Below are 20,048 nucleotides of genomic sequence, written 5' to 3'. Positions count from 1 at the left end.
TCGGCGAAACCGTACTGATTTACTCCTCCACCGGTGGTCGGCCCAAAGCCCGCCGGATGCTCACCGAGACCAGCCCCATCCAGCAACACCTCATGGACATCTTCGACCTACATCGATGGAAACCGCGAAGTTAGGTCATACGCCAAACCGGCGTCGAAACAAGGTCTGACCAGCGAAGTCTCCAGCCAAGATCAACTTATCTAGGAAACTCGGGCTAGGAGCGGGCACCGACACTTCGAGGTCGGACACGACGGGGGCATGATCGGCGTCCAGCGGTTGCCGATCGGGGCGCGGGACTGTCCACTGAATGACATGGGTGTCATCAAGGTGGGCACGTCGTCCTGGGCGGACCAGTCGCTGCTGCGCTCCGGCTGGTATCCCCGCTCGGCCAACACGCCGGCGGGCCGGCTGGCCTTCTACGCCGGCCGCTTCCCGCTGGTCGAGGTGGACACCTCCTACTACGCCGTTCCGGTGCCGGAGACGACGCAGGGCTGGGTCGACGCGACGCCCGACGACTTCACCTTCGACGTCAAGGCGTTCAGCCTCTTCACCGGCCACCCCACGCCGGTCGCCGTGCTGCCTCGCGACCTGCGGCCGGCCGCCGGTCCCAGCCGGGTCCGCCGCCGCGACCTGCCCGAGCAGACGTACGACGAGTTGTGGGTCCGCTTCCGGGCGGCGCTGGACCCGATCGCGGCCGCCGGCAAGTTGGGCACGGTGCTCCTGCAGTTCCCGCCCTGGCTGGCGCGCGGTGCCGCCGCCGAGCGGCGCATCGTGGAGCTGGCCCGGCGGTGCCGGCCGTGGCGTGTGGCGGTGGAGCTGCGGCACGGGTCCTGGTTCGACGGCGCCGCCACGGCCGCGACCCTGGACCTGCTGCGCGCGCACGACCTCTCACTGGTCTGCGTGGACATGCCGCAGGGACACCCGTCCTCGGTGCCACCGATCCTGACGCGGACGGCGGAGCCGGCGATCGTCCGCTTCCACGGCCACAGCGACGCCTGGCGCGACGGAGACAAGCAGGACAAGTTCCGCTACGCGTACGCCGAGCAGGAGCTGCGCGACTGGGCGGAACGGCTGGCCGGCCTGGCCGCGGACGTCGACGACCTGCACGTGCTGTTCAACAACTGCTGCGCCGGGCAGGCCCAGCGCGACGCCACCCGGCTGGCGCAACTGCTCGCCGAGACCATGCTCGCCGACGCGCGGGTGCCGGTCGGGCCGCGTCGGCCGTCCGACGGTCAGACCGTCGCGGCGTCGACCGGCTGACGGGCCGCCCGCGTGCACCCCGTCCCGAGCGGGGCACACGGGCAGCGGTGGTGATCAGGAGCGCCGACCCCGACTGCGCAGCGTGTCCTGGGAGCGCTCGGTGACCTCCGCGTCGTCGGGGAAGCTCCGGCCGCTGGGTGCCGGGTCCGGCGGCGCGCCCGGCCCCGCCATCGTGGTGCGGGTGGGCTCGACCGAGCCGAAGCCGTGCCGGCCGGCCGGACCGCTCTGCCCGGCCGGGGCACCCGCGCGCCGTTCACCGCGCCGCCCCTCGGGCACCGCCGTCTCCTCGCTGCCCTCGTCCATCGGCGAGTCGTCGTCCGCACCCCAGGGCGCGTCGGCGTCGAAGCCGTCGCCGGTGCCCCACGGTTTGGTCGCCTCCGGTTCGAGCCGGTCACCGCCGCGTCCCTCGTGTGCCGTCATGGCCACCTCGCTCGGTTGGTCCGCCGCTGTCGACGGACGGGTTGCCCGTTGCCAGGCCCGGTCCTGCCCACCCGGGGCCGCGACGCGGGGGCCGGCCGAATCTCCGGCCCCTGCCCGTCAGGCGTGCCGCGTGCTGCGCGGGGCCGGCCGGTGCCCCGTCGTCGACGGAACGGACGGCGCGGCGGGTGTCGTGTGACGGTGTCGACCGAACCAGGCGGTCCGGCGGGACACCGGCAGGCCCGACGCTCAGCGTCCGGCCATCGCCATCTGCCGCTTGCCGACGCCCATGCCTATGCCTATGCCTATCTTGGCCAGGCCCGTCGGCGCGTTGCGCATCCCGCCGCTGCGGCTCAGGATCCCCCGCAGCACCTGACCGGGCTTCTGCTGCTCACCCATGTACGCGGTGACCACGACCAGTGATCCGGTCAGTGCCGGGATCGCCCACTGGAGCAACTTCATCTGTCGCTGTGAGGAGGCGACGCTGGCCGGTGTCTGGTGGTTGGGCTCGGTGGGGCCGTTCACCGGCGGACCCCCCGCCTTCTCCAACCGCATGCCGACCAACCGGCTGTAGCCGGTGACGGCGAGCGCGCCGATCGTCAGGGCCGTCTTGATGGCGCTGACCCGGCCGACTCCGCGCTGGGCCGCCACCCGTGGGCTCTCCGTGACCAGTTCGCCGACCGCTCCGGCGAGGTGCGCGCCGATCGCGGCGGCGTTGACCGGCGTCCACTTCGACCATCCGGCCGAGGCGACCGGGAGCCGCTGGGTCGAGTCGTTGATTTTCGCCGCTGCGCCGTTGACGCCGAAGGCGCCCATGAGGGAGCCGCCGAACCAGGCCGCCAGACCCAGATCGTGCATGGAGCGCAGTGCGGTGTGTCGTTCGGACATGTGATCCCCTTCCGCCGTGTCGGGCGACGTGGCTTACCCGTCGCCCGGGCGGCTAACCCGTCGTCCGACGGTCGATCTCCGCCAGCGCGCCGCGAGGGGACATCCGGGCGTCGTGGTCGCAGATCGCCCCGGGAGGAGTCGTCGGCGCGGCGGTGGGTAGATCCCGTCGACGCTGACGGAGAGGGGAACGGCATGTCGCAGCCGGACGAGGTCCGCGAGAAGACCCCCAAGACCGACGCGGTGCTCATGCACCCGGACAACGATCCGCACCGCAACACCGCCGAGGTCGCACCGCGCAAGGACCACGCGCAGATCCAGGTGGAACGCGACGGGGACCTGACGCCGCTCGACCAGGAGGAGTGAGTAGGCGCCGAAGGGCGCGGACACGACGGAGGCCCCGCCGGTTGACGGGGCCTCCGGTGACGGAACCGGTCAGGAGACGGAGATCGTCCCGTTGCTGGCGCGGACACACGACACCGCGCGGGCGGCGGTGACGGCGGCGCCGGCGAGGCACTGGCCGAGCACCTGGTGCCCGGTGGCGTTCGGGTGCCACGACTCCTGGCAGGTCTGGAGGTAGCTGACGCAGGTGTTGGCGATCCGCTGAATGGCGATCTTGTCCTTGCCAGCGAGGCTCGTCACGAAGGTGCCCGTGGCGCCGTCCTGCAGCCGGATGGGGGTGGCCAGCGCGCCGGTCGGGCTGGACGTCGACTCGCACAGCCGCGCGCCGTCGAAGGCACGCTGCACGTTGAGGTAGACCAGGTCGTCGGCCGGGAACTCGGCGGCCAGGGTGTCCCGGGTGGACTTCACGATGCCACCGAGGCCCTGGGAGAAGCGGTGCCCCGGGGCGAGGCTGGCCCGGTGGATCGGGCAGCCGGCCGCGTACCGCTCGGCGCCGAGGTCGCGGAACTTGTCCCGGGTGTCGTCGCGCCCGTCCTCCTCGTGGAACGCCGCGTTCAGGTCCAGCGGCAGCGGGTTGGTGTAGTCCTGGAACACCACCCGGTGCTGCCCGTCCGCGTCCACCTGGTCGAGGGTGGTCAGGATCTGGCGTACGGCGGCGGTGGTCTCAGCGGTCGCGGCGCTGAGCTGCGCGGCGGTGGCCAGGTCCGCGTCGCTGCACGGCTTCTGCTCCACCGGCCCGTTCAGGTACGCCCAGAACTCCCACCAGCCGGTCCAGGCGTCGGCGATGAACCGGTTGGCGCACGTCTCCGCGACGCTGCCGAAGGTGAACGAGCTGTTGTTGGAACCCAGGCCGATCAGCACCAGGTCGATGTCCTGGGTCTGCGCGACGGCACGCAGCTGGTCGAGCTGCGCGGCGACCGTACGGCCTCTGGCCCGCGCCTGTGAGGCGTTGGCGATGTCGTGCGGCTGGCCGCCGGAGCAGGCCAGGTTGAACCGGTTCTGGATGCCGGGCAGGGTCGCCTGGTTCAGCGAGGCGTTCGCCGACCGGTGGCAGAAGAAGGCGTTGTTGTTCTCCGCCGTCCAGCCGGGGAAGCCCTGGGTGACCCCGTTGGCGTCGACTACCGGGGTGTACGCCCCGGCGCCCTCCCCGCTGATGAAGCTGTCGCCGAGCGCCACGGCGGCGGTGGGCAGCGCGGCGGTCGCGGGGGCGGGCAGCGCGACGGCGGTCGACAACGCGGCCGTGACGATCGTGAGTGCCGCGGCGAGCGCGGTACGGCGGAACCTGGGCATGGGGCCCCCATCCATCGAAAGATGAAAGATTCTCTGAGGGCGCGATCAGATCACCCCTGTGCAACGGGCGTCAATGGCCCGTAACAGAATCGTTCGACGAAAGACACGACGGCGCGGGCGCGGCGGTGTGCGCCCAGCACGGGGTCACGCGTCACTGTGGATGGCATCGATTGCCGACGCTCGCGCCGGCCTGTCGGCTAGCGCCGGGGTGACGCCTTCGCGCCGGTGTCGCCCTCGCCCGGCCGCGCCCGGCCGCGCCGAGCGCGTTCAGACCGACACCCCAGGTCAGGAGTACGCACAGCCACTGCGCCCACCGCAGCGCGCCCATCTCCCCGGAGAGCAGGTTGCGGACGCGGAACCGGCGAGAGCACGGCGGACCGGTGGAAGAGGTTCGGCCCGAGCACGGCACGCCTGCTGGTCGACTACGGCTCGGCGCCCACCCAGCCCGCCGCCCTCTTTTCCGCTACGGCTGGAACAGCCCGCCCACCGAGGAGGCGGAGGCCGGCACGAGCCTCGGCTGGACCGGCAAGACGGTGTCGGTGACCCTGCCCACGCCTGCCTACGGCACGAACACGCTGTACGTCGTCGCCGTGGACAGCGTCGGGAACGTCGGCTACAGCTCGCTTGTTATCCAGGTGCCGGCGCCGTAGGGCGGCCGACCACCAACCGCTCACGGCGCGGCTGACGCGTCGAAACCGGACAACACCACACGATGTCGAGGCTCGCATCCGCAACGGGGATGCGGGCCTCGACTGCGGGGTGCCGTCGTCGTGTCACATCTGCCGGTTAGGCTCGCTCCGGCGCGCGCCGGCCGACCGACAGTTCGGACGCGGCACCACACCGCCGAGACCGGGGAGTACGACCAGTTGACCGCAGAGCCTGACACCCTGTACGGGGCCGATGACCTCACCCACCTCGAGGGGCTGGACGCCGTCCGCAAGCGGCCCGGCATGTACATCGGTTCCACCGACAGCCGTGGCGTGGGTCACCTCGTCAACGAGATCCTCGACAACTCCACCGACGAGGGTGTCGCCGGTCACGCGAGCAACGTCGAGGTGATCCTGCACGCCGACGGCTCGGTGCAGGTCGACGACGACGGTCGGGGCATTCCCACGGACGTGCACGCCAAGTCCGGCATCTCCGGCGTCGAGCTGGTGCTGACCCGCCTGCACGCGGGCGGCAAGTTCGGCGGCTCCGGCTACAAGACCTCCGGCGGCCTGCACGGCGTCGGCGCCTCCGCCGTCAACGCGCTGTCCCGTCGTTTCGACGTCACCGTCCGCCGGGCCGGCAAGGTCCACTCGATGTCGTTCCGGCACGGCGTTCCGGGGATCTTCGACGGCGACGGGCCGGACGCGCCCTTCACCGCCGGCCCCGGCCTCCAGGTGATCGGCGCGATGAAGCGCGGCCAGCGCACCGGCACCTCGATCCGCTGGTGGCACGACGCCCGCTACTTCGAGACCGGCGCGGCGCTCGACGTCAACGCTGTCCGGATGAAGCTGCGCAACACCGCGTTCCTGGTCCCCGGCGTGACGTACCTGCTGCGCGACCTGACCGGCGAGGCCCCCGCCGAGGAGCGGTTCCACTACCCCAACGGGCTCAGCGACATGGTCGAGTTCCTCGCGCCGGCCGGTGACCGGCCGGTCTCCGGCACCCTGCTGGTCAACGGCGAGGGGACGTACCGGGAGAACGCCGCCGACGCCAACGGTGTCATGCAGTCCAACGTGCAGCGCCGCGCCGAGGTGGAGGTGGCGTTCCGCTGGGGGACGGGCTACGAGCGCACCGTGGAGTGTTTCACCAACACGATCCGAAACGCCCACGGTGGCACCCACCGCAAGGGCTTCGAACGGGCCCTGGTGCGCACCCTCGCCGACGCCGTCCGCAACACCCGCGGTCTGCTCAAGGCCAAGGAGGAGCCGCCCACCCTGGACGACGTCCTGGAGGGGATGACCGCAGTGGTGCACGTGCGGATTCCCGAGCCGCAGTTCACCTCCCAGACCAAGGACGAGCTGTCCACCACGGGCATCACCAAGGTCATCCAGAGCCTCGTCGACGCGCACGTCAAGGCCTGGATGGAGGACCGGCGCACCAAGGCCGAGGCCCGTGTCGTCCTGCAGAAGATCGTCGACGCGGCGCGGGTGCGGCTGACCCAGAAGCAGCAGAAGGACGCCGCCCGGCGCAAGACCGCCCTGGAGGGCGCGTCCATGCCGCCGAAGCTGGTCGACTGCCGCGCCACGGGCATCGACCGTAGCGAGCTGTTCATCGTGGAGGGTGACAGCGCGCTGGGTACGAGCCGGATGGCCCGCTCGTCGGAATACCAGGCGTTGCTGCCGATCCGCGGCAAGATCCTCAACGTGCAGAAGGCCAACCTCCAGCAGGTTCTGGACAATGCCGAGTGCGCGGCCATCGTCCAGGTGCTGGGGGCCGGTTCGGGGCGGACGTTCGACCTCGCCGCGCTGCGCTACGGCCGGGTGCTGATCATGGCCGACGCCGACGTGGACGGCGCGCACATCCGTACGCTGCTGATCACCCTCTTCGCCCGCTACATGCGGCCGTTGATCGAGGCCGGCCGGCTCTACGCCGCGATGCCGCCCCTGCACAAGATCACGACCAAGGGGCGCAACCCGCAGACCGTCTACACCTACACCCAGGCCGAGATGGAGGCGACGGTCCGCAAGCTGGAGAAGGCCGGCAAGCAGATCGTCACGCCCATCCCACGCTTCAAGGGCCTCGGTGAGATGGACGCCGACGAGCTGTGGGACACCACGATGAACCCGGCCACCCGGGCCGTCCGCCGGATCACCCTGGACGACGTGGACGCCGCCGAGCGCATCCTCGAACTGCTGATGGGCGAGAAGGTCGAGCCACGCCGCAACTGGCTGATCGACTCCGCCGACCGGGTCGACCGCGAGGCGATCGACGCATGAGTACCCGTCCCGCCCACGTGGAGAGCTGAGTCATGGCACGCCGTAAGGACAACAAGGTCGATCTCTCCTCGTTCGACCAGGCCGGTGCGCGGGTCTTCGACAATCCGCTGGTCACCGAGGTCTCCGACTCCTATCTGGAGTACGCCTTCTCGGTCATCCACTCCCGTGCCCTGCCGGACGCCCGCGATGGGCTCAAGCCCGTGCACCGGCGCATCCTCTGGTCGATGTACGAGCAGGGCTACCGCCCCGACCGAGGGCATGTGAAGTCCGCCCGAATTGTCGGGGACTGCTTCATTGCCGGAACGCTGGTCTCCACGCCTGATGGCCTGCGACCGATCGAGGAGATCGAGGTCGGAGACCTCGTGCTGGATGGTGAGGGCGCTTCGGTCCCGGTCACCGCCGTGTATCGAAACCCGACCTCCGACCTCGTGCGCGTCACCTGGAGTAATGGGCACACGATGCTCGTCACCCCAGGCCAACGCTTCCGGGTGGTCGCGGACGACCTCTCGGTGCAGTGGGCCGAGGCTCGGGATCTTGCGGGACGCCTTGCGCTGGCCTGCGGGAGCCGCCGTAGCGAGGTGTCGACGCAACCTGGCGACGTCTACGACTACGTGTGCGGGCTGCTGGTAGCCGAGGGCTTCCCGGCCGACCGGAACCGCGCAGCGGACGGTCGGGTTCGGATCCACATGTGTGACATCGAACCGCTCGATGTCGCTCACGGCTGGGCCATCGCCAGTGGGGTGAACGTCTCCCGCGGAAAGCGTGAGGCTACCAATCCCCGTCATCGTGATCAGCACATCCTGACGTTCAGCCGGCACGAAGGGCTGTTGGAGGCTACCGAGCCGCTCAGCCGTAACAAGCACGTACCGCGCGACATCGTCGGTAACCGGCCGGCTTGGGTACCGTTCCTTGCTGGCTTCTTCGACGGCGACGGCTACGTCCGCAAGCGGTTCCGAGAGGTGGTCTTCGTCAGCACCAGCAAACTACTGGTCCGGCAGATCAACGCCATTCTCGCCGACCTGGGGTTGCACGGGCACCACTGGACCAGCGGTCTTCGTTCTGCTGGAAACCCACTTCACGGGCTCTCCCTATCAGGGCGAGACGCCGCAGTCCTCGCTCGGATGCTGCTGCCGTGGGTGCGAATCGGCTACAAGCATGATGACCTGCAACGAGTTGCGAACATCGACTACCAGTACAGCGGCAAACAGGGCAATGACCGGTTGCCGTACGGCCCGGTGGTTGCGGAATTCACCGCAGCCCATCAGGGCGGTGGATGGTTCCGGGATCAGGCCGGGCAGGCGTTTCGTGCGTCGCTCTCGGCAAACGGTGGCCCGAAGGTGCGGTATGGCAAGGACCGGGATGGGGTTCCGGTCGCGGAGCGGTCGTTCCAGTTGGAGCGGGCAGTTCGGGACGGCTGGATCCAGAAACTCCACCGGCTTGGTTCACCGCTCGCCGCTCGGCTGGACGCGCTGGTTGGTCATTCGTTCCTGCGGGTCTCATCGGTCGAAGCAGTGCCGCCGGACGTTACATATGACATCCAGGTGGGCAATGACGACCATGCCTTCGTCGCCGATGGCTACGTCGTTCACAACTGCATGGGTAAATACCATCCGCACGGCGACACGGCGATCTACGACGCGATGGTCCGCCTCGCGCAGGACTTCTCGCTCAACGTGCCGCTCATCGACGGCCATGGAAATTTTGGTTCTCCAGACGACGGCCCGGCTGCCAGCCGCTACACGGAAGCGCGGATGTCCCGCGAGGCGATGCTGCTCGTCGGTGAGCTGGGCGAGGACACCGTCGACGTCGAGCCCAACTACGACGGGTCGTTGACCCAGCCGACCGTGCTGCCGGCGGCCTTTCCGAACCTGCTGGTCAACGGCGCGTCCGGGATCGCGGTCGGGATGGCCACCAACATGATCCCGCACAACCTCGCCGAGGTCGTCTCCGCGGCCCGCTGGCTGATCAACCACCCGGACGCCACCCTGGACAAGCTCATGGAGTTCGTCCCCGGCCCTGACCTGCCCACCGGCGGCGTGCTGCTCGGCCTCGACGAGGTGCGCCGCGCGTACGAGACGGGGCGCGGCGTGGTGCGCATGCGCGGCAAGGTGGAGATCGGCCCGCTCGAGGGCAGCCGCGGTCGCCAGGCGATCACCGTCGTCGAGCTGCCCTACGGCGTCGGCGCGGAGAAGGTCATCGCGGCGATCACCAACGAGGTCACCAAGACCAAGCGGCTGACCGGCATCGCGGACGTCAAGGACCTCACCGACCGGGAGAGCGGCATCCGCCTCGTGGTCGAGTGCAAGGTGGGGGTCAACCCGCAGGCGCTGCTCGCCGATCTGTACCGGTTGACCCCGTTGGAGCAGTCCTTCGGCGTCAACAACCTGGTGCTGGTCGACGGTCAGCCCCGTACCCTCGGGTTGAAGGCCCTGCTGGAGGTCTTCCTCGCCCACCGGTACGAGGTGGTCACCCGGCGCAGCGCGTACCGCCGCCGCAAGCGCGAGGAGCGACTGCACCTGGTCGACGGTCTGTTGATCGCGCTGCTCGACATCGACCGGGTGGTCCGGCTGATCCGTGGCAGCGACGACGCGCAGGCGGCCAAGGACGGGCTGATGAGCCAGTTCGGTCTCTCCGACATCCAGGCCACCTACATCTTGGACACGCCGCTGCGCCGCCTGACCAAGTACGACCGGATCGAGCTGGAGGCCGAGCAGGAGCGGCTGCGCGCCGAGATCGCCGAGTTGTCCACGATCCTCGACGACGAGCGGGTGCTCAAGAAGCTGGTCTCCGACGAGCTGGCGGCCGTGGTCAAGCAGTTCGCCACCGAACGGCGGACGACGCTCGTCGACGGTGACCTGAAGGAGGTGCTGGCGGCGTCCGCGCCGGCCGGCCCGCTGGAGGTCGCCGACGATCCGTGCCAGGTGATCCTGTCCGCGACCGGGCTGGTCGCCCGGACCGCGGCCGAGTCGGAGGAGAGCGCCGAGGGGCGTCGCCGCAACGGCCGGGTCAAGCACGACACGGTACGCGCGATCGTGCACTCCACCGCCCGTGGCCGGGTGCTGCTGGTCACCAGCGCGGGTCGCGCCTTCAAGATCGACGTACTGCCGCTGCCGGTGCTGCCCGAGCAGGCCGGCACGGTGTCGCTGCGCGGCGGGATGTCCGCCGCCGAGTTGGTGCCGCTGGAGGCGGGGGAGACCGTGGTCGGTCTGGTCCCGCTCGGCGGCGCTGCCGACACCTCACCCGGGCTGGCGCTGGGCACCCGGCACGGCGTGGTGAAGGTGTGCGCGCCGGAGTGGCCGGTGCGCTCCGACGAGTTCGAGGTGATCGGCCTGCGGGAGGGTGACGAGGTGGTCGGGGCGACCTGGCTGACCGACGGCACCGAGACGCTGACCTTCGTCACCTCGGAGGCGTCGTTGCTGCGCTTCGCGGCCGGGCTGGTCCGCCCGCAGGGCCTCAAGGGCGGCGGCATGGCCGGCATCAACCTGCCGGCTGGGGCGCGGGTGGTCTTCTTCGGCGCGGTACGCACCGACGACCCGGGTCACGGCGAGCCGATGGTGGTCACCTCCACCGGGGCGACGGTCAAGGTCACTCCGTTCCAGGAGTACCCGGCGAAGGGCCGGGCGACCGGCGGCGTGCGTGCCCACCGCTTCCTCAAGGGTGAGACGGATGTCGCGGTGGCCTGGGTGGGCCCTCGCCCGGTCGGCGCGACGGCCACCGGCGAGCCGGTGGAGCTGCCGGCGGCCGACCCGCGTCGCGACGGCAGCGGCTTCGCGGTGATGCTCGGCCCAACGGTGGTAGGCCACCTCATCGAACGCGACTGACCCCACCCCCGCCGCACCTCTGCGCCCCGTTCGCCTGGTCGACGGATCATAGGTGGGAGAACGCGCGTCGTCAGTCCGCGACGGCGGCCGGGCGTACGGCGTCGAGCACCGCGTCCACCACCCGGGCGCGGCCCCGGCCGTCCACGGCGGCCCAGGCCCGGGCCGCCAGCGCCGCGCGGCGTTGCGGCGAGCTGAGGAGCCCGTTGAGCGTTCGCGCCGCCGTCGCCCGGGCGGCCCGCCCCGGCATCCCGGCCGCGGCCAGTTCCGGCAGTTCGCCGAGGCCGGCGGCCAGGCCGTGCCGGACCACCCGGGTGTACGACTCCCGTTGGTTGTCGACCACACAGACCAGCGCCGCGGGCACACCGAGGCAGCACAGTTCCCAGGTGGAGGTGCCGGCGGCGCTGACGACCAGGTCCGCCTCGGTGATCAGTGTGGGCAGCGAGCCGGTGGGCGGGACGGGACGCACGATCTGTCCACGCCCAGGGGTGATCGTCTCCAGCTCGGCCTCGATCTCGGGTCGCCCGACGACGACCGTGAGGTCCATCGGGTGGCCGGTGGCGAGCAGCACCCGGGTCAGCACCGGCGCCGCGCCGACGGCGTCGGTGCCACCGAAGAACGCCAGCACCCGGGGCCTGCCGACCGTCGTGGCGGGCCGGGGCGTCGCGGGGCGGGCGGTCACGACCGAGTCGCGCAGCAGGGCGTACCCGCTGCCGGCGAGCAGCCGCCCGGGCAGCGCCGGATGCCGTGCCTCGAAGTTCTGGTCGAGGTACAGGTCGGCGTCCTGCCCACGACTGTCGCCGTCGATGATGGCGAGGGTGAGCACGCCGGCCGCGCGCAGGGCGCCGGCTCCGGCCGGGTCCAACTCGTACGAGTCGAGGACCACCACGTCGAGGTCGTGTCGTCGGGCCGCCTCGACCAGCTCGCCCGGTGACTCCGGGCCGGGGTGCAGCTCGATGCCGCGCGCGGCCAGTTCGGCGCTGGCCCAGCCGACCCGCTCGACCGTGCCGAACACCGCCACGTGCGCGCCCCGGCCGAGAAACTCCTCGGCGAGCGCCAGGCAGCGGACGAGGTGCCCGACGCCGCGCCGAGGCCCGGCGTCGCAGCGCAGCCCGACCCGTAGCGTGCTCAGGACTCCTCCAGCCGCTTCTGGCGTACGTCGGCGTTGAGCGCGCGCAGTCGGGGTTGCCCGTCGAGCCAGTCGGCGAGCTTGGCCAGCGGCACGCTCATGTCGCCGAAGTGGTCGGCGACGGCGCTGACCAGCGCCCAGTCCTGCTCGGTGTCGAGGGTCAGCCGCAGCGCCGAACGGTCCGGCGTGAGGGTCACCCCAAGTACCCGGAACAGCTCCGGATGGGTGTACGCGTACGAGGTCACGTGCACCCGGTGGTGACCGGTGGCGAGCCGGTCCAGGGTCCGCAGGGTCTCCGCGCGGATGATCTCCACGTCCAGCCCCCGGGGCAGGGTGCGGGCGATCGACGTGCTCGCGTAGTCCAGGCCGGGCACGGCCCGGTACACCGAGGCGACCAGCGTGATGATCTCCGGGTCGAGCAGCGGGCAGTCGGCGGTGAACCGCATGACCGCGTCGCCCGGGTGCGCGGCGAGCGCGCCCACGAACCGGCCCAGCACGTCGTCGACGGGCCCCCGGTGGCACGGCACGCCGAGCCGTCGGCACTCGTCGACCACCGCGTCGTCGACCGCGTCGGTGCTCGTCGCGACCACCAGGTCGGCCAGGACGCCGCTGTCGCGGGCGGCGCGGACGACACGGCCGAGCACCGACCGCCCGGCGAGCGGGCGCAGCACCTTGCCGGGTAGCCGCGACGAGCCCATCCGGGCCTGCACGATCCCGACGATCCGTGGCCCGACGGCCGCTCCCGTACCGACCGTCGGGTCGGGCCGGGTCACCGTCGCGGGCGCGTTGTCGTCGTCGCTCACTGCTGCTCCTCCTGCTTCGCGACGAGTTGCTTCGGGGCGAGCACGGCCCGGGCTCGCCGCTTCGCGGCACGCGCACCCCGCTTGGCCAGCCGGGCGGGAGTGATGGCGAGCCGCCCGACGCGGTAGCTGATGGACCCGCTGAGCAGGCTGATCTTCGCCTCGGCCCGGCGTAGCGCCCGCTCCCGGGAGGTGAGCAGCTCGTCGGTCCACCGGGTGAGGGCCGCGAGCCGACTGATCTCCTCGCGTTGGCGCAGCCACGCCTCCCGAAGCTGCTGGTAGCTGTGCGCGCCGACCGGCGGGTCGGTCGGTTCGACCGCCTGCAGTTCGGTGGCGAGAGCCGTGCGCTGCTCGGCGTCCAGGCCGTGCAGCGTGGCCGTGATCGCCGCCTCGGCCTGTACCGCCTCGGCCACGGTCGCCCGATCCAGGTCGTGGCCGGCGAGCCCGCCGAGGACGACGGTGAGGCCGGCGACGTCGAGGGTGGACGACCACGGGTGGGCGTACCCGCCGGTGAGCAGGCCCGCCGCGAAGCGCCACAGCCCGCGGGCCAGCACCACGTCGCCGGGGAGTCGGTCGGCGGCCCGCCAGCTCGGGTCGAGCACCGCGAAGCGCTCCCCGTCGACCACGATGTTGTCGGCGCTGGCCACCGCGGCAGCGCCGGCGAGTCGTCCGTCGGCGTCGGCCTGGTCGGCGAGCCAGCCCGCGTACCCGTGCAACAGCGTGCGCACCGTGGCCAGGTCGCGGCGTAGCGCGGCGTCGAGCAGCAGGGTATGCAGCAGTCGCCCGGACGGCACCGGCCCGGTCAGCGCGTCCGGGTCCCGGTACGCGGCCTCGCGGCTGGCGAACGGCGCGCTCCGCGCGGTCGTGTCGGCGGTGGCGACATGGCCCCACCGCCAGCCGGACGGGCCGTCGCACACCTCCAGCACGCCGATCCCGGGCTGCCCGGACGACCCCGTCTGCACCAGCGCCACCGGCAGATCCCCGTCGGCGGGGGAGTCGGTGGGCCCGCCGGGCCGGTGGGCCAGCATCAGCCAGGCCGGTGCCAGGTCGGCGGCGCGCCCGGCGTGCAGGGCGTCCACGGCCAGCCGGGCCGGGTCCTGGAGCACCGTCGTGGGGGCGAAGGCGCCGGCGCAGGCGCCGTGCAGCACCGCATCGAACAGCCCTCGGTGCGCGCCGCGGTCGAGCTGGTCGGCGTCGAGCAGGGCCGTCGCCGTCGCGCCCTCGGGGTACGCGGCCCAGCAGGTGCCCGGTCGCAGCCCGGCGTCGGTGAGTCGCTGGCGTAGCTGGTCCCGGTTGGCGGGGTGGGCCTGGTCGAGCACACCGCCGATCAGCCAGGCCGAGTCGTCGCGGGCGGCGTACCAGGGGGTGGTGGCGACCAGCCGGTGCAGCCCGAGCGGGTTGTCCAGGCGCAGCAGCAGCGTGCCGCCGGGGCGTACCGCCGCGACCAGCCGGGTCAGCACGCCATCCCAGCCGAGCCGGGTGCCCTCCACCGACTCGACCGGGTCCAGACCGGCGGCGGCGATCACCACGTCGTACGTCTCCTCGCCGGGCAGGCCGGCGGGGCCGCCGACGATCACGCGGGCGGCCCGCTGGGCCAGCGCCACCGCGTCCGGGTGACTGCGCAGCAGGCAGGTCACCTCGGCGTGGGCGAGCCGGTCGAGCAGCGCCGGGTCGTGCGGGCCGGCCAGCAGAACGCGGGCCCCGGGCGGCACGATGCGGGCGGCCAGCGCCGCGAGCGGTCCTCCGTCGGCCAGCCGCTCCCTGGGCAGGTCGGACCAGGCCAGCATCTCGCCGCCCGGCAGGGTGATCCGGCCGGCGGGTGCCGTCTCAGTCGTCACTGTCGTCTTCTTCTTCTTCCGGAAGGTTCGCCCAACCGAGCAGCTCACGCAGCTCGGCCGGGGTGCAGCGGTGGTCGACGCCCAGCTCCGCGCGGGCGATCGAGACCGCCGTGGGCAGGTCGACCGAGGTGCCGTGCAGCTCCGGCCACTGCCGCCGGATGCGGGCGGTGCCGCCGAAGGTCGGGTCCTCGTTGGACAGGATCATCGGGTCGCCGTAGACCGCCGGTTCGCAGCCGGCCGCGATGCCGTAGAAGATCGCGCTGGTCAGCCGGTTGGATGCTACCCGCCGGTGCCGGCGCAGCTCGGTCAACTGCTTGTCGAGGAACTCCGGGTCGGTGTCCTTCCACCAGTGTCCCCGGTAGCCGTGGCAGATCACCCGGAACCCGGCGCGCTCGTAGAGCCGCCGGACGTGGCGCATGCCGTACTCGTGCCAGTAGAGACAGACCGTGACCGGGCCGGGCTCGGTGTCGCGGATGCGGGCGATCAACTCCCGGTGGTCGCCCTTGACGTGCTGACCCTCCCAGCCGTGGAACGGGTACCAGATGGTGCCCTCCCGCTCCTGCTCGGGCGGGTCCTGGAGCCGCATGGCCAGCAGGTAGATGAACGGGGCCCCGATGACGACGACGTTGCGGCGCCCCACCGACCAGGCCCGCCGGCGGGTCTGCTCGGACCAGAGCAGGCTCGGCGTGCGGTCGGCGTACGGGTGGCCCGGCGCCAGGCCGTCGCCGATGTTCCAGCCGTGCTGCACGTACCCGTTGATCCGCGGCGGATGCCGGTCGCCGAGACCGGCGTAACGGGCCAGCACGTGGGCGTGGCCGTAGAAGTGGTTCGCGTGGTGCATCAGCTTCCCATCAGGCGGCGGAACGCACCGCGCTGCCCCGCAGGATCGCGGTCAGCGCGTCGATGACGCGGTCCTGGTCGGCGTCGCTGAGTCCCGGGTACAGCGGCAGCGACAGCTGCTGGGCGTAGAACGACTCGGCCACCGGGCACGACCCGCGCCGGTAACCCAGGTCCGCGAAGGCGGGGTGCCAGTGCACGGGGATGTAGTTGACCTGCACGCCGATCCCGGCGGCGCGCATCCGGTCGTACACCTCGCGGCGACGGCCGTCGAGCACCCGGATCGGATAGAGGTGCCACGCCGGGTCGGCCCACGACCTGCGGACCGGCAGCCGTACACCGTCCAGGTCGGCCAGTGCCTCGTCGTAGCGGGCGACCAGCGCGGCCCGGCGGGCCGTGAACGCGGCGAGCCGGCGCAGTTGACTGCGGCCCAGGGCGCACAGCACGTCCGGCAGGCGATAGTTCAGGCCGAACTCGTGCACCTCCTGGTGCCAGCCGCCCTCGTCCGGGTAGCGCAAGGCGTCGCGGTCGCGGACCACGCCGACGCCGCGGAACCGGCGCGCCCGCTTCAGGATGTCCTCCTCGAGCGCGGCGACCGCGCCCCCCTCGGCGGTCGTCAGGTTCTTGGTGGGGAAGAACGAGAACGTGGTCAGGTCGGCGAGCGAGCCCACCGGCCGACCGCGGTACGTCCCGCCGATCGAGTGCGCCGCGTCCGCGAGCAGCAGCGCGTCGCTGCCCGCCAGCGACGCGCGCAGCGCGTCGTAGTCGGCCGGGTGGCCGGCGTAGTCGACCGCGGCAACCACCTTGGTACGCGAGGTGACCGCCGCCGCCGCCGCGGCCGGGTCGAGGCAGAACGTCTCGTCCTCGACGTCGGCGAACACGATCCTGGCGCCGAGCGCGACACCGCTGCTGGCGGTCGCCACGAACGTCATCGGCGGGACCACCACCTCGTCGCCCGGTCCCACCCCGGCGGCCGCGTACGCGACGTGCAGCGCCGCCGTGCCGTTGGAGACTGCGGCGACGCCCACCCCACCGGTCCAACGGGCGAGGTCGGCCTCGAACGCGTCGACCTGCGGTCCGGTGGTGAGCCAGTCGCCGCGCAGCACGTCGGCGACGGCCGCGACGTCGTCCTCGGAGATCGACTGCCGGCCGTACGGGAGCATCCCTGTCATGCGGTCAGGCCGAGCATCTCGCGCAACTGCTCGACAGTGAGCCACTTGTCGTTGGTGTCCGACTGGTAGGCGAAGCCGTCCGGCACGGGCTCGCAGTCGACCGGCGGCTGGTAGCCCCAACCCGCGATGGTCGGCTGGACGATGTAGCGGTCCTTGGCGCGCAGCGTCCGCCGGCTGTCGTCCGGGGCGATCATCTCCTCGTGCAGCTTCTCGCCGGGCCGGATACCGATCTCGTGGGTGGTGGCGTCCGGGGCGACGGCCTCGACCAGGTCGAGGATGCGCATGCTGGGAATCCGCGGCACGAACAGCTCGCCGCCCTTCATCTGGTCGAACGAGTCCATGACGAACTGCACGGCCTGCTCGAGGGTGATCCAGAACCGGGTCATCCGCTTGTCGGTGATCGGCAGGCTCTTGCCCTCGGCGGCCAGCCGGTGGAACAGCGGGACGACCGAACCACGGCTGCCGACCACGTTGCCGTAGCGGACGACCGAGAACCGGGTCGGGTGGTGCGCGGCGTAGTGGTTGGCCGAGACGAACAGCTTGTCGCCGACCAGCTTGGTGGCGCCGTACAGGTTGATCGGGCTGGACGCCTTGTCCGTGGAGAGCGCGATGACCTTCTTGACGCCGGCCTCGATCGCGGCGTCGACGACGTGCTGCGAGCCGGTGATGTTGGTGGCGATGAACTCGGAGGGGTTGTACTCCGCCGTGTCCACCTGCTTGAGGGCGGCGGCGTGCACCACGTGGTCCACGCCGTGCATTGCCCGGGTGAGGCGGTGCCGGTCCCGGATGTCGCCGATGAACCAGCGCAGGCGCGGGTCGTCGCCGAGCTGCTGGCGCAGCTCGTACTGCTTGAGCTCGTCGCGGGAGAAGACCACCACCCGGGCGGGGTCGGCCTCGGTGAGGATGTGCCGGAGGAAGGTCCTGCCGAAGGAACCCGTTCCCCCGGTGATCAGAATGGACGATCCATTCAACTCACTCAATTTGGCGCTCCCGTGATCGTGGATGAACCGGCGGCCCTCGGCCGGCCGACCGGGGTGAGACGCTAACCGCGGCGGGTTAACGCACCGGCGCTCGCGGGTGAACCGCTTTCCCTGCTGTCGTGAATGGCGGGCACCGCGTAGGCGAACACTTCCGACCGTCCGGGAAGCGGGCTGACCAGGGGAGATTCGGCCGCTACAGTGGCCGCGCGAGCGACCCGGCAGCCCCTGCGCGTCGGCGGTGCCGCGTTCACCCGACATCCGCACCGCCTCGGTGCGAGCGGGTCATCCCCGAGCGTCACCGGCCGCGCCGGCGTGCCCAGCGGCCGGCCGGCCGGCAGTTCAGGAGGCGTTGATGGCAACCGGCAGCGACGTGATGGAACGGCCGGCGGTACCGGCCGGGACGCCGCCCGCGACCCCCGCACGCCGGTGGCTGGTGCCGCTGCTGCTGTTCGTCGGTTGGGTGCTGAGTGTCACCTGGCGCATGTGGTTGTCGCGGCACATCGCGCTGCCCATCGCCCACACCGACGAGGACAGCTATCTGAACACCGCCCGCGCCCTCGCCGGCGGTCCGGGCGGGTTCAGCAGCGAGAACGACCTGCTGCGTCGCGTCGGCTACCCCATGTTGATCTCGCCCGCGTTCCTCGGCCACCACGACTTCGCCGACAGCTACCGGCTGGTCCAGCTCATCAACGCGATGGTCAACTCCGCGCTGCTGCCGCTGGCGTACCTCCTCGGCCGGCGGGTGCTCCGACTGCCCCGCGCGTCGGCGCTGCTCGCGGCGGCCGTGGCGGCCACGCTGCCGGCCACCGCCTTCTACGCCGGTGTGGCGATGATCGACACGGTGATGGCGCCGCTCGTGGTCGCCTGGCTGCTCGCCGTGCACCGCTGGATCGAGCGCCCCGGGCCGCTCGCGGCGGCCACCGTCGGCCTGCTGGTGGGGGCGTTCCACCTGTTGCACTCGCGCGGCCTGGTGATCGTGGCCGTACACGCCGGCCTGGTCCTGCTGCTGTTCGTCCGCCGCCGGATCACCGCCGTCGCGGTGCTCGCGGCGCTGCTGCCGGTGCTGGCCCTGGCGCTGGTCAACGAGGCCGGCATCCGCTTCCTCGGGGACAAGGTCTACCTGCTGGGCAGCACCCCCGGCGGCGGCACCGTCGCCGCGGTCGCCTCCGGGCAGGGGGTGGTACGCGTCGCGGCGGCCGTCACCACCCAGCTCTGGTACCTCGTGGTGATCACGTTCGGACTGGCCGGGGTCGCCTGGGCCGCCGCCGTCAAGGAGCTGTGGCGTCCGCGCCAGGGTGACGCCACCCGTTGGACGATGGGTGTCGCACTGGTCGTGAGCGTCGGAGTGGCCAGCGGCGCGTCGGTGATCCTGGCCGGCATCACCGGCAAGCCGTTGGACGCGATCTACGGCCGCTACGTGCAGATGCTGGCACCGTTCTGGCTGCTGGTCGGGCTCGGGGTGCTGCTCACCGAGGAGCGTCGGGTGGTGCTGCGCCGGGCGGCGGTCGCGGTGGGCCTGCTGGTCGCCGGCGGCGCGCTGGTCGCCGTCCGGCTCGCGTACGTGGCCAGCCGGGGGCACTCGCTGCGCTACGGCGGCTTCGGCGCGCCGGACCTGATGGCGTTGACCAACGGCTGGCGGGAGATGCGTCCGGTGCTCGGGTCGCTGCTCGGCATCGGCGCGTGCGTGGTGCTGGTGGCCGCGGTCCGGGTACCCCGGCTGCGGCTGCCGCTGCTGGGCGCCCTGGTCGTGGTCAACCTTCTCACCATGCAGGTGATCGACCAGCGGCTGGTGCGACCGATGGCGGCGAGCACCGCGCCGACCCCCCGGGTCGCCGACGTCGGCGTACGCCCCGGCGAGCGCGTCTGGGCCTCCACGGGCGTGCACTACATCCTGCGGTTCAACCTGAGCCACCAGGTGACCTGGACCGACGTGCGATGGTTCCGCGAGCAGCCACCCGCCGCCGCGCAGGTGGTGTTCGCCCGCTGGGCCCCCGGCCAGCCGGACGACTGGGACGGCGCGAAGTACGGCTTCGTCCGGCTCGGCGGCAACGAGCGGCAGCACTGGGCGGCCTGGCGACGCGGCTGATCCGACGCCGTTTCGCCCGGTGGACGCCGCGTTTGCATGAACGGCGGATGTCCACCGGGCGCACGCGCGGTTAAAACTATTCTTCCGGTACGGAAAATGGCGGCGGCAATCAGTGCTGGCGACGATCCTCGCGGTACGTATTCAGCTTGAGGTAGCCGTTTGAGGCAACCACGGCCCGGTGGTGAACAGCTGTTTGAGGACGTCGAGGGC

At 71.8% G+C, this 20,048-nt stretch carries 15 protein-coding genes and 2 pseudogenes; 8 read left to right on the top strand and 9 right to left on the bottom strand.

The annotated features are described in order from the left end of the window. Positions 1-312: 312 nt before the first annotated feature. The gene (locus ACLQ24_RS23305; RefSeq protein ID WP_425893833.1) at positions 313-1,260 is read left to right on the top strand and encodes a DUF72 domain-containing protein; all 948 of its coding nucleotides are present in this window, start codon (positions 313-315) and stop codon (positions 1,258-1,260) included. A gap of 54 nt (positions 1,261-1,314) precedes the next feature. Here ACLQ24_RS23305 and ACLQ24_RS23300 read toward each other — a convergent pair whose 3' ends face one another. Next, positions 1,315-1,680 (bottom strand): hypothetical protein, encoded by a 366-nt coding sequence (locus tag ACLQ24_RS23300; RefSeq protein WP_425893832.1) that lies wholly within the window; start codon positions 1,678-1,680, stop codon positions 1,315-1,317. 246 nt (positions 1,681-1,926) lie between these two features. After that, positions 1,927-2,565 carry a hypothetical protein gene (locus ACLQ24_RS23295; protein ID WP_425893831.1) on the bottom strand — a complete coding sequence of 213 codons (639 nt, stop codon included), beginning with the start codon at positions 2,563-2,565 and terminating at the stop codon, positions 1,927-1,929. Positions 2,566-2,757: 192 nt separating this feature from the next. Here ACLQ24_RS23295 and ACLQ24_RS23290 point away from each other — a divergent pair, with 192 nt between their 5' ends. Further along, the gene (locus ACLQ24_RS23290) at positions 2,758-2,928 is read left to right on the top strand and encodes a hypothetical protein (RefSeq protein ID WP_425893830.1); all 171 of its coding nucleotides are present in this window, start codon (positions 2,758-2,760) and stop codon (positions 2,926-2,928) included. 69 nt (positions 2,929-2,997) lie between these two features. Here ACLQ24_RS23290 and ACLQ24_RS23285 read toward each other — a convergent pair whose 3' ends face one another. After that, a complete protein-coding gene (locus tag ACLQ24_RS23285; RefSeq protein WP_425893829.1) occupies positions 2,998-4,254 on the bottom strand; it encodes a hypothetical protein in 1,257 nt (418 codons plus the stop codon). A gap of 380 nt (positions 4,255-4,634) precedes the next feature. Between ACLQ24_RS23285 and ACLQ24_RS23280 the strand changes: the two genes are divergently transcribed. The 5 genes and pseudogenes from ACLQ24_RS23280 (at position 4,635) to ACLQ24_RS23260 (ending at position 10,999) form a co-directional block, all read left to right on the top strand. Then, complete coding sequence (locus tag ACLQ24_RS23280; protein WP_425893828.1) at positions 4,635-4,904, top strand: hypothetical protein; 270 nt, start codon at positions 4,635-4,637, stop codon at positions 4,902-4,904. Positions 4,905-5,120: 216 nt separating this feature from the next. Further along, entirely contained in the window at positions 5,121-7,178 is a 2,058-nt protein-coding gene (locus ACLQ24_RS23275; RefSeq protein ID WP_425893827.1) for a DNA gyrase/topoisomerase IV subunit B, read from the top strand. Between the two features lie 32 nt (positions 7,179-7,210). Continuing rightward, positions 7,211-7,468: pseudogene (locus ACLQ24_RS23270) on the top strand (DNA gyrase subunit A); the annotation flags it as partial. Next, positions 7,454-8,221: pseudogene (locus ACLQ24_RS23265) on the top strand (LAGLIDADG family homing endonuclease); the annotation flags it as partial. The pseudogenes ACLQ24_RS23270 and ACLQ24_RS23265, both read left to right, overlap by 15 nt. 78 nt (positions 8,222-8,299) lie before the next feature. Then, positions 8,300-10,999: a DNA topoisomerase (ATP-hydrolyzing) gene (locus tag ACLQ24_RS23260; RefSeq protein ID WP_425893836.1), complete on the top strand. Its 2,700-nt coding sequence runs from the start codon at positions 8,300-8,302 to the stop codon at positions 10,997-10,999. Positions 11,000-11,069: 70 nt separating this feature from the next. Here the strand turns inward: ACLQ24_RS23260 and ACLQ24_RS23255 are convergent, their stop codons facing one another. The 6 genes from ACLQ24_RS23255 to pseB form a co-directional block, all read right to left on the bottom strand. Beyond that, a complete protein-coding gene (locus ACLQ24_RS23255) occupies positions 11,070-12,128 on the bottom strand; it encodes a PseG/SpsG family protein (RefSeq protein ID WP_425893835.1) in 1,059 nt (352 codons plus the stop codon). Beyond that, the gene (locus ACLQ24_RS23250; protein WP_425893834.1) at positions 12,125-12,847 is read right to left on the bottom strand and encodes a cytidylyltransferase domain-containing protein; all 723 of its coding nucleotides are present in this window, start codon (positions 12,845-12,847) and stop codon (positions 12,125-12,127) included. The genes ACLQ24_RS23255 and ACLQ24_RS23250 overlap by 4 nt, the downstream gene beginning before the upstream one ends. Before the next feature lie 77 nt (positions 12,848-12,924). After that, entirely contained in the window at positions 12,925-14,763 is a 1,839-nt protein-coding gene (locus tag ACLQ24_RS23245; RefSeq protein WP_425893826.1) for a class I SAM-dependent methyltransferase, read from the bottom strand. Further along, positions 14,753-15,604: a hypothetical protein gene (locus ACLQ24_RS23240; protein ID WP_425893825.1), complete on the bottom strand. Its 852-nt coding sequence runs from the start codon at positions 15,602-15,604 to the stop codon at positions 14,753-14,755. The genes ACLQ24_RS23245 and ACLQ24_RS23240 overlap by 11 nt, the downstream gene beginning before the upstream one ends. Positions 15,605-15,614: 10 nt before the next feature. Then, positions 15,615-16,772, bottom strand: a complete 1,158-nt coding sequence (locus ACLQ24_RS23235; protein ID WP_425893824.1) for a DegT/DnrJ/EryC1/StrS family aminotransferase — start codon at positions 16,770-16,772, stop codon at positions 15,615-15,617. Next, entirely contained in the window at positions 16,769-17,752 is a 984-nt protein-coding gene (gene pseB / locus ACLQ24_RS23230) for a UDP-N-acetylglucosamine 4,6-dehydratase (inverting) (RefSeq protein ID WP_425893823.1), read from the bottom strand. Before pseB ends, ACLQ24_RS23235 begins: the two co-directional genes overlap by 4 nt. A gap of 352 nt (positions 17,753-18,104) precedes the next feature. Here pseB and ACLQ24_RS23225 point away from each other — a divergent pair, with 352 nt between their 5' ends. After that, the gene (locus ACLQ24_RS23225; RefSeq protein ID WP_425893822.1) at positions 18,105-19,838 is read left to right on the top strand and encodes a hypothetical protein; all 1,734 of its coding nucleotides are present in this window, start codon (positions 18,105-18,107) and stop codon (positions 19,836-19,838) included. The last annotated feature ends 210 nt before the right edge of the window (positions 19,839-20,048 follow it).

Source organism: Micromonospora sp. DT4, assembly GCF_049841675.1.
Classification (GTDB): domain Bacteria; phylum Actinomycetota; class Actinomycetes; order Mycobacteriales; family Micromonosporaceae; genus Micromonospora.
The sequence above is the reverse complement of the archived record's forward strand: the minus strand, read 5'-3'. Positions and strand labels throughout refer to the sequence as shown.

Bases quoted from the DNA above. Each gene is read 5' to 3' on its own strand.
- ACLQ24_RS23225 (WP_425893822.1), top strand. From the start codon at position 18,105: ATGGCAACCGGCAGCGACGTGATGGAACGGCCGGCGGTACCGGCCGGG.
- ACLQ24_RS23260 (WP_425893836.1), top strand. From the start codon at position 8,300: ATGCTGCTGCCGTGGGTGCGAATCGGCTACAAGCATGATGACCTGCAA.
- ACLQ24_RS23285 (WP_425893829.1), bottom strand. From the start codon at position 4,254: ATGCCCAGGTTCCGCCGTACCGCGCTCGCCGCGGCACTCACGATCGTC.
- ACLQ24_RS23240 (WP_425893825.1), bottom strand. From the start codon at position 15,604: ATGCACCACGCGAACCACTTCTACGGCCACGCCCACGTGCTGGCCCGT.
- ACLQ24_RS23295 (WP_425893831.1), bottom strand. From the start codon at position 2,565: ATGTCCGAACGACACACCGCACTGCGCTCCATGCACGATCTGGGTCTG.
- ACLQ24_RS23300 (WP_425893832.1), bottom strand. From the start codon at position 1,680: ATGACGGCACACGAGGGACGCGGCGGTGACCGGCTCGAACCGGAGGCG.
- ACLQ24_RS23235 (WP_425893824.1), bottom strand. From the start codon at position 16,772: ATGACAGGGATGCTCCCGTACGGCCGGCAGTCGATCTCCGAGGACGAC.
- ACLQ24_RS23290 (WP_425893830.1), top strand. From the start codon at position 2,758: ATGTCGCAGCCGGACGAGGTCCGCGAGAAGACCCCCAAGACCGACGCG.
- ACLQ24_RS23305 (WP_425893833.1), top strand. From the start codon at position 313: ATGGGTGTCATCAAGGTGGGCACGTCGTCCTGGGCGGACCAGTCGCTG.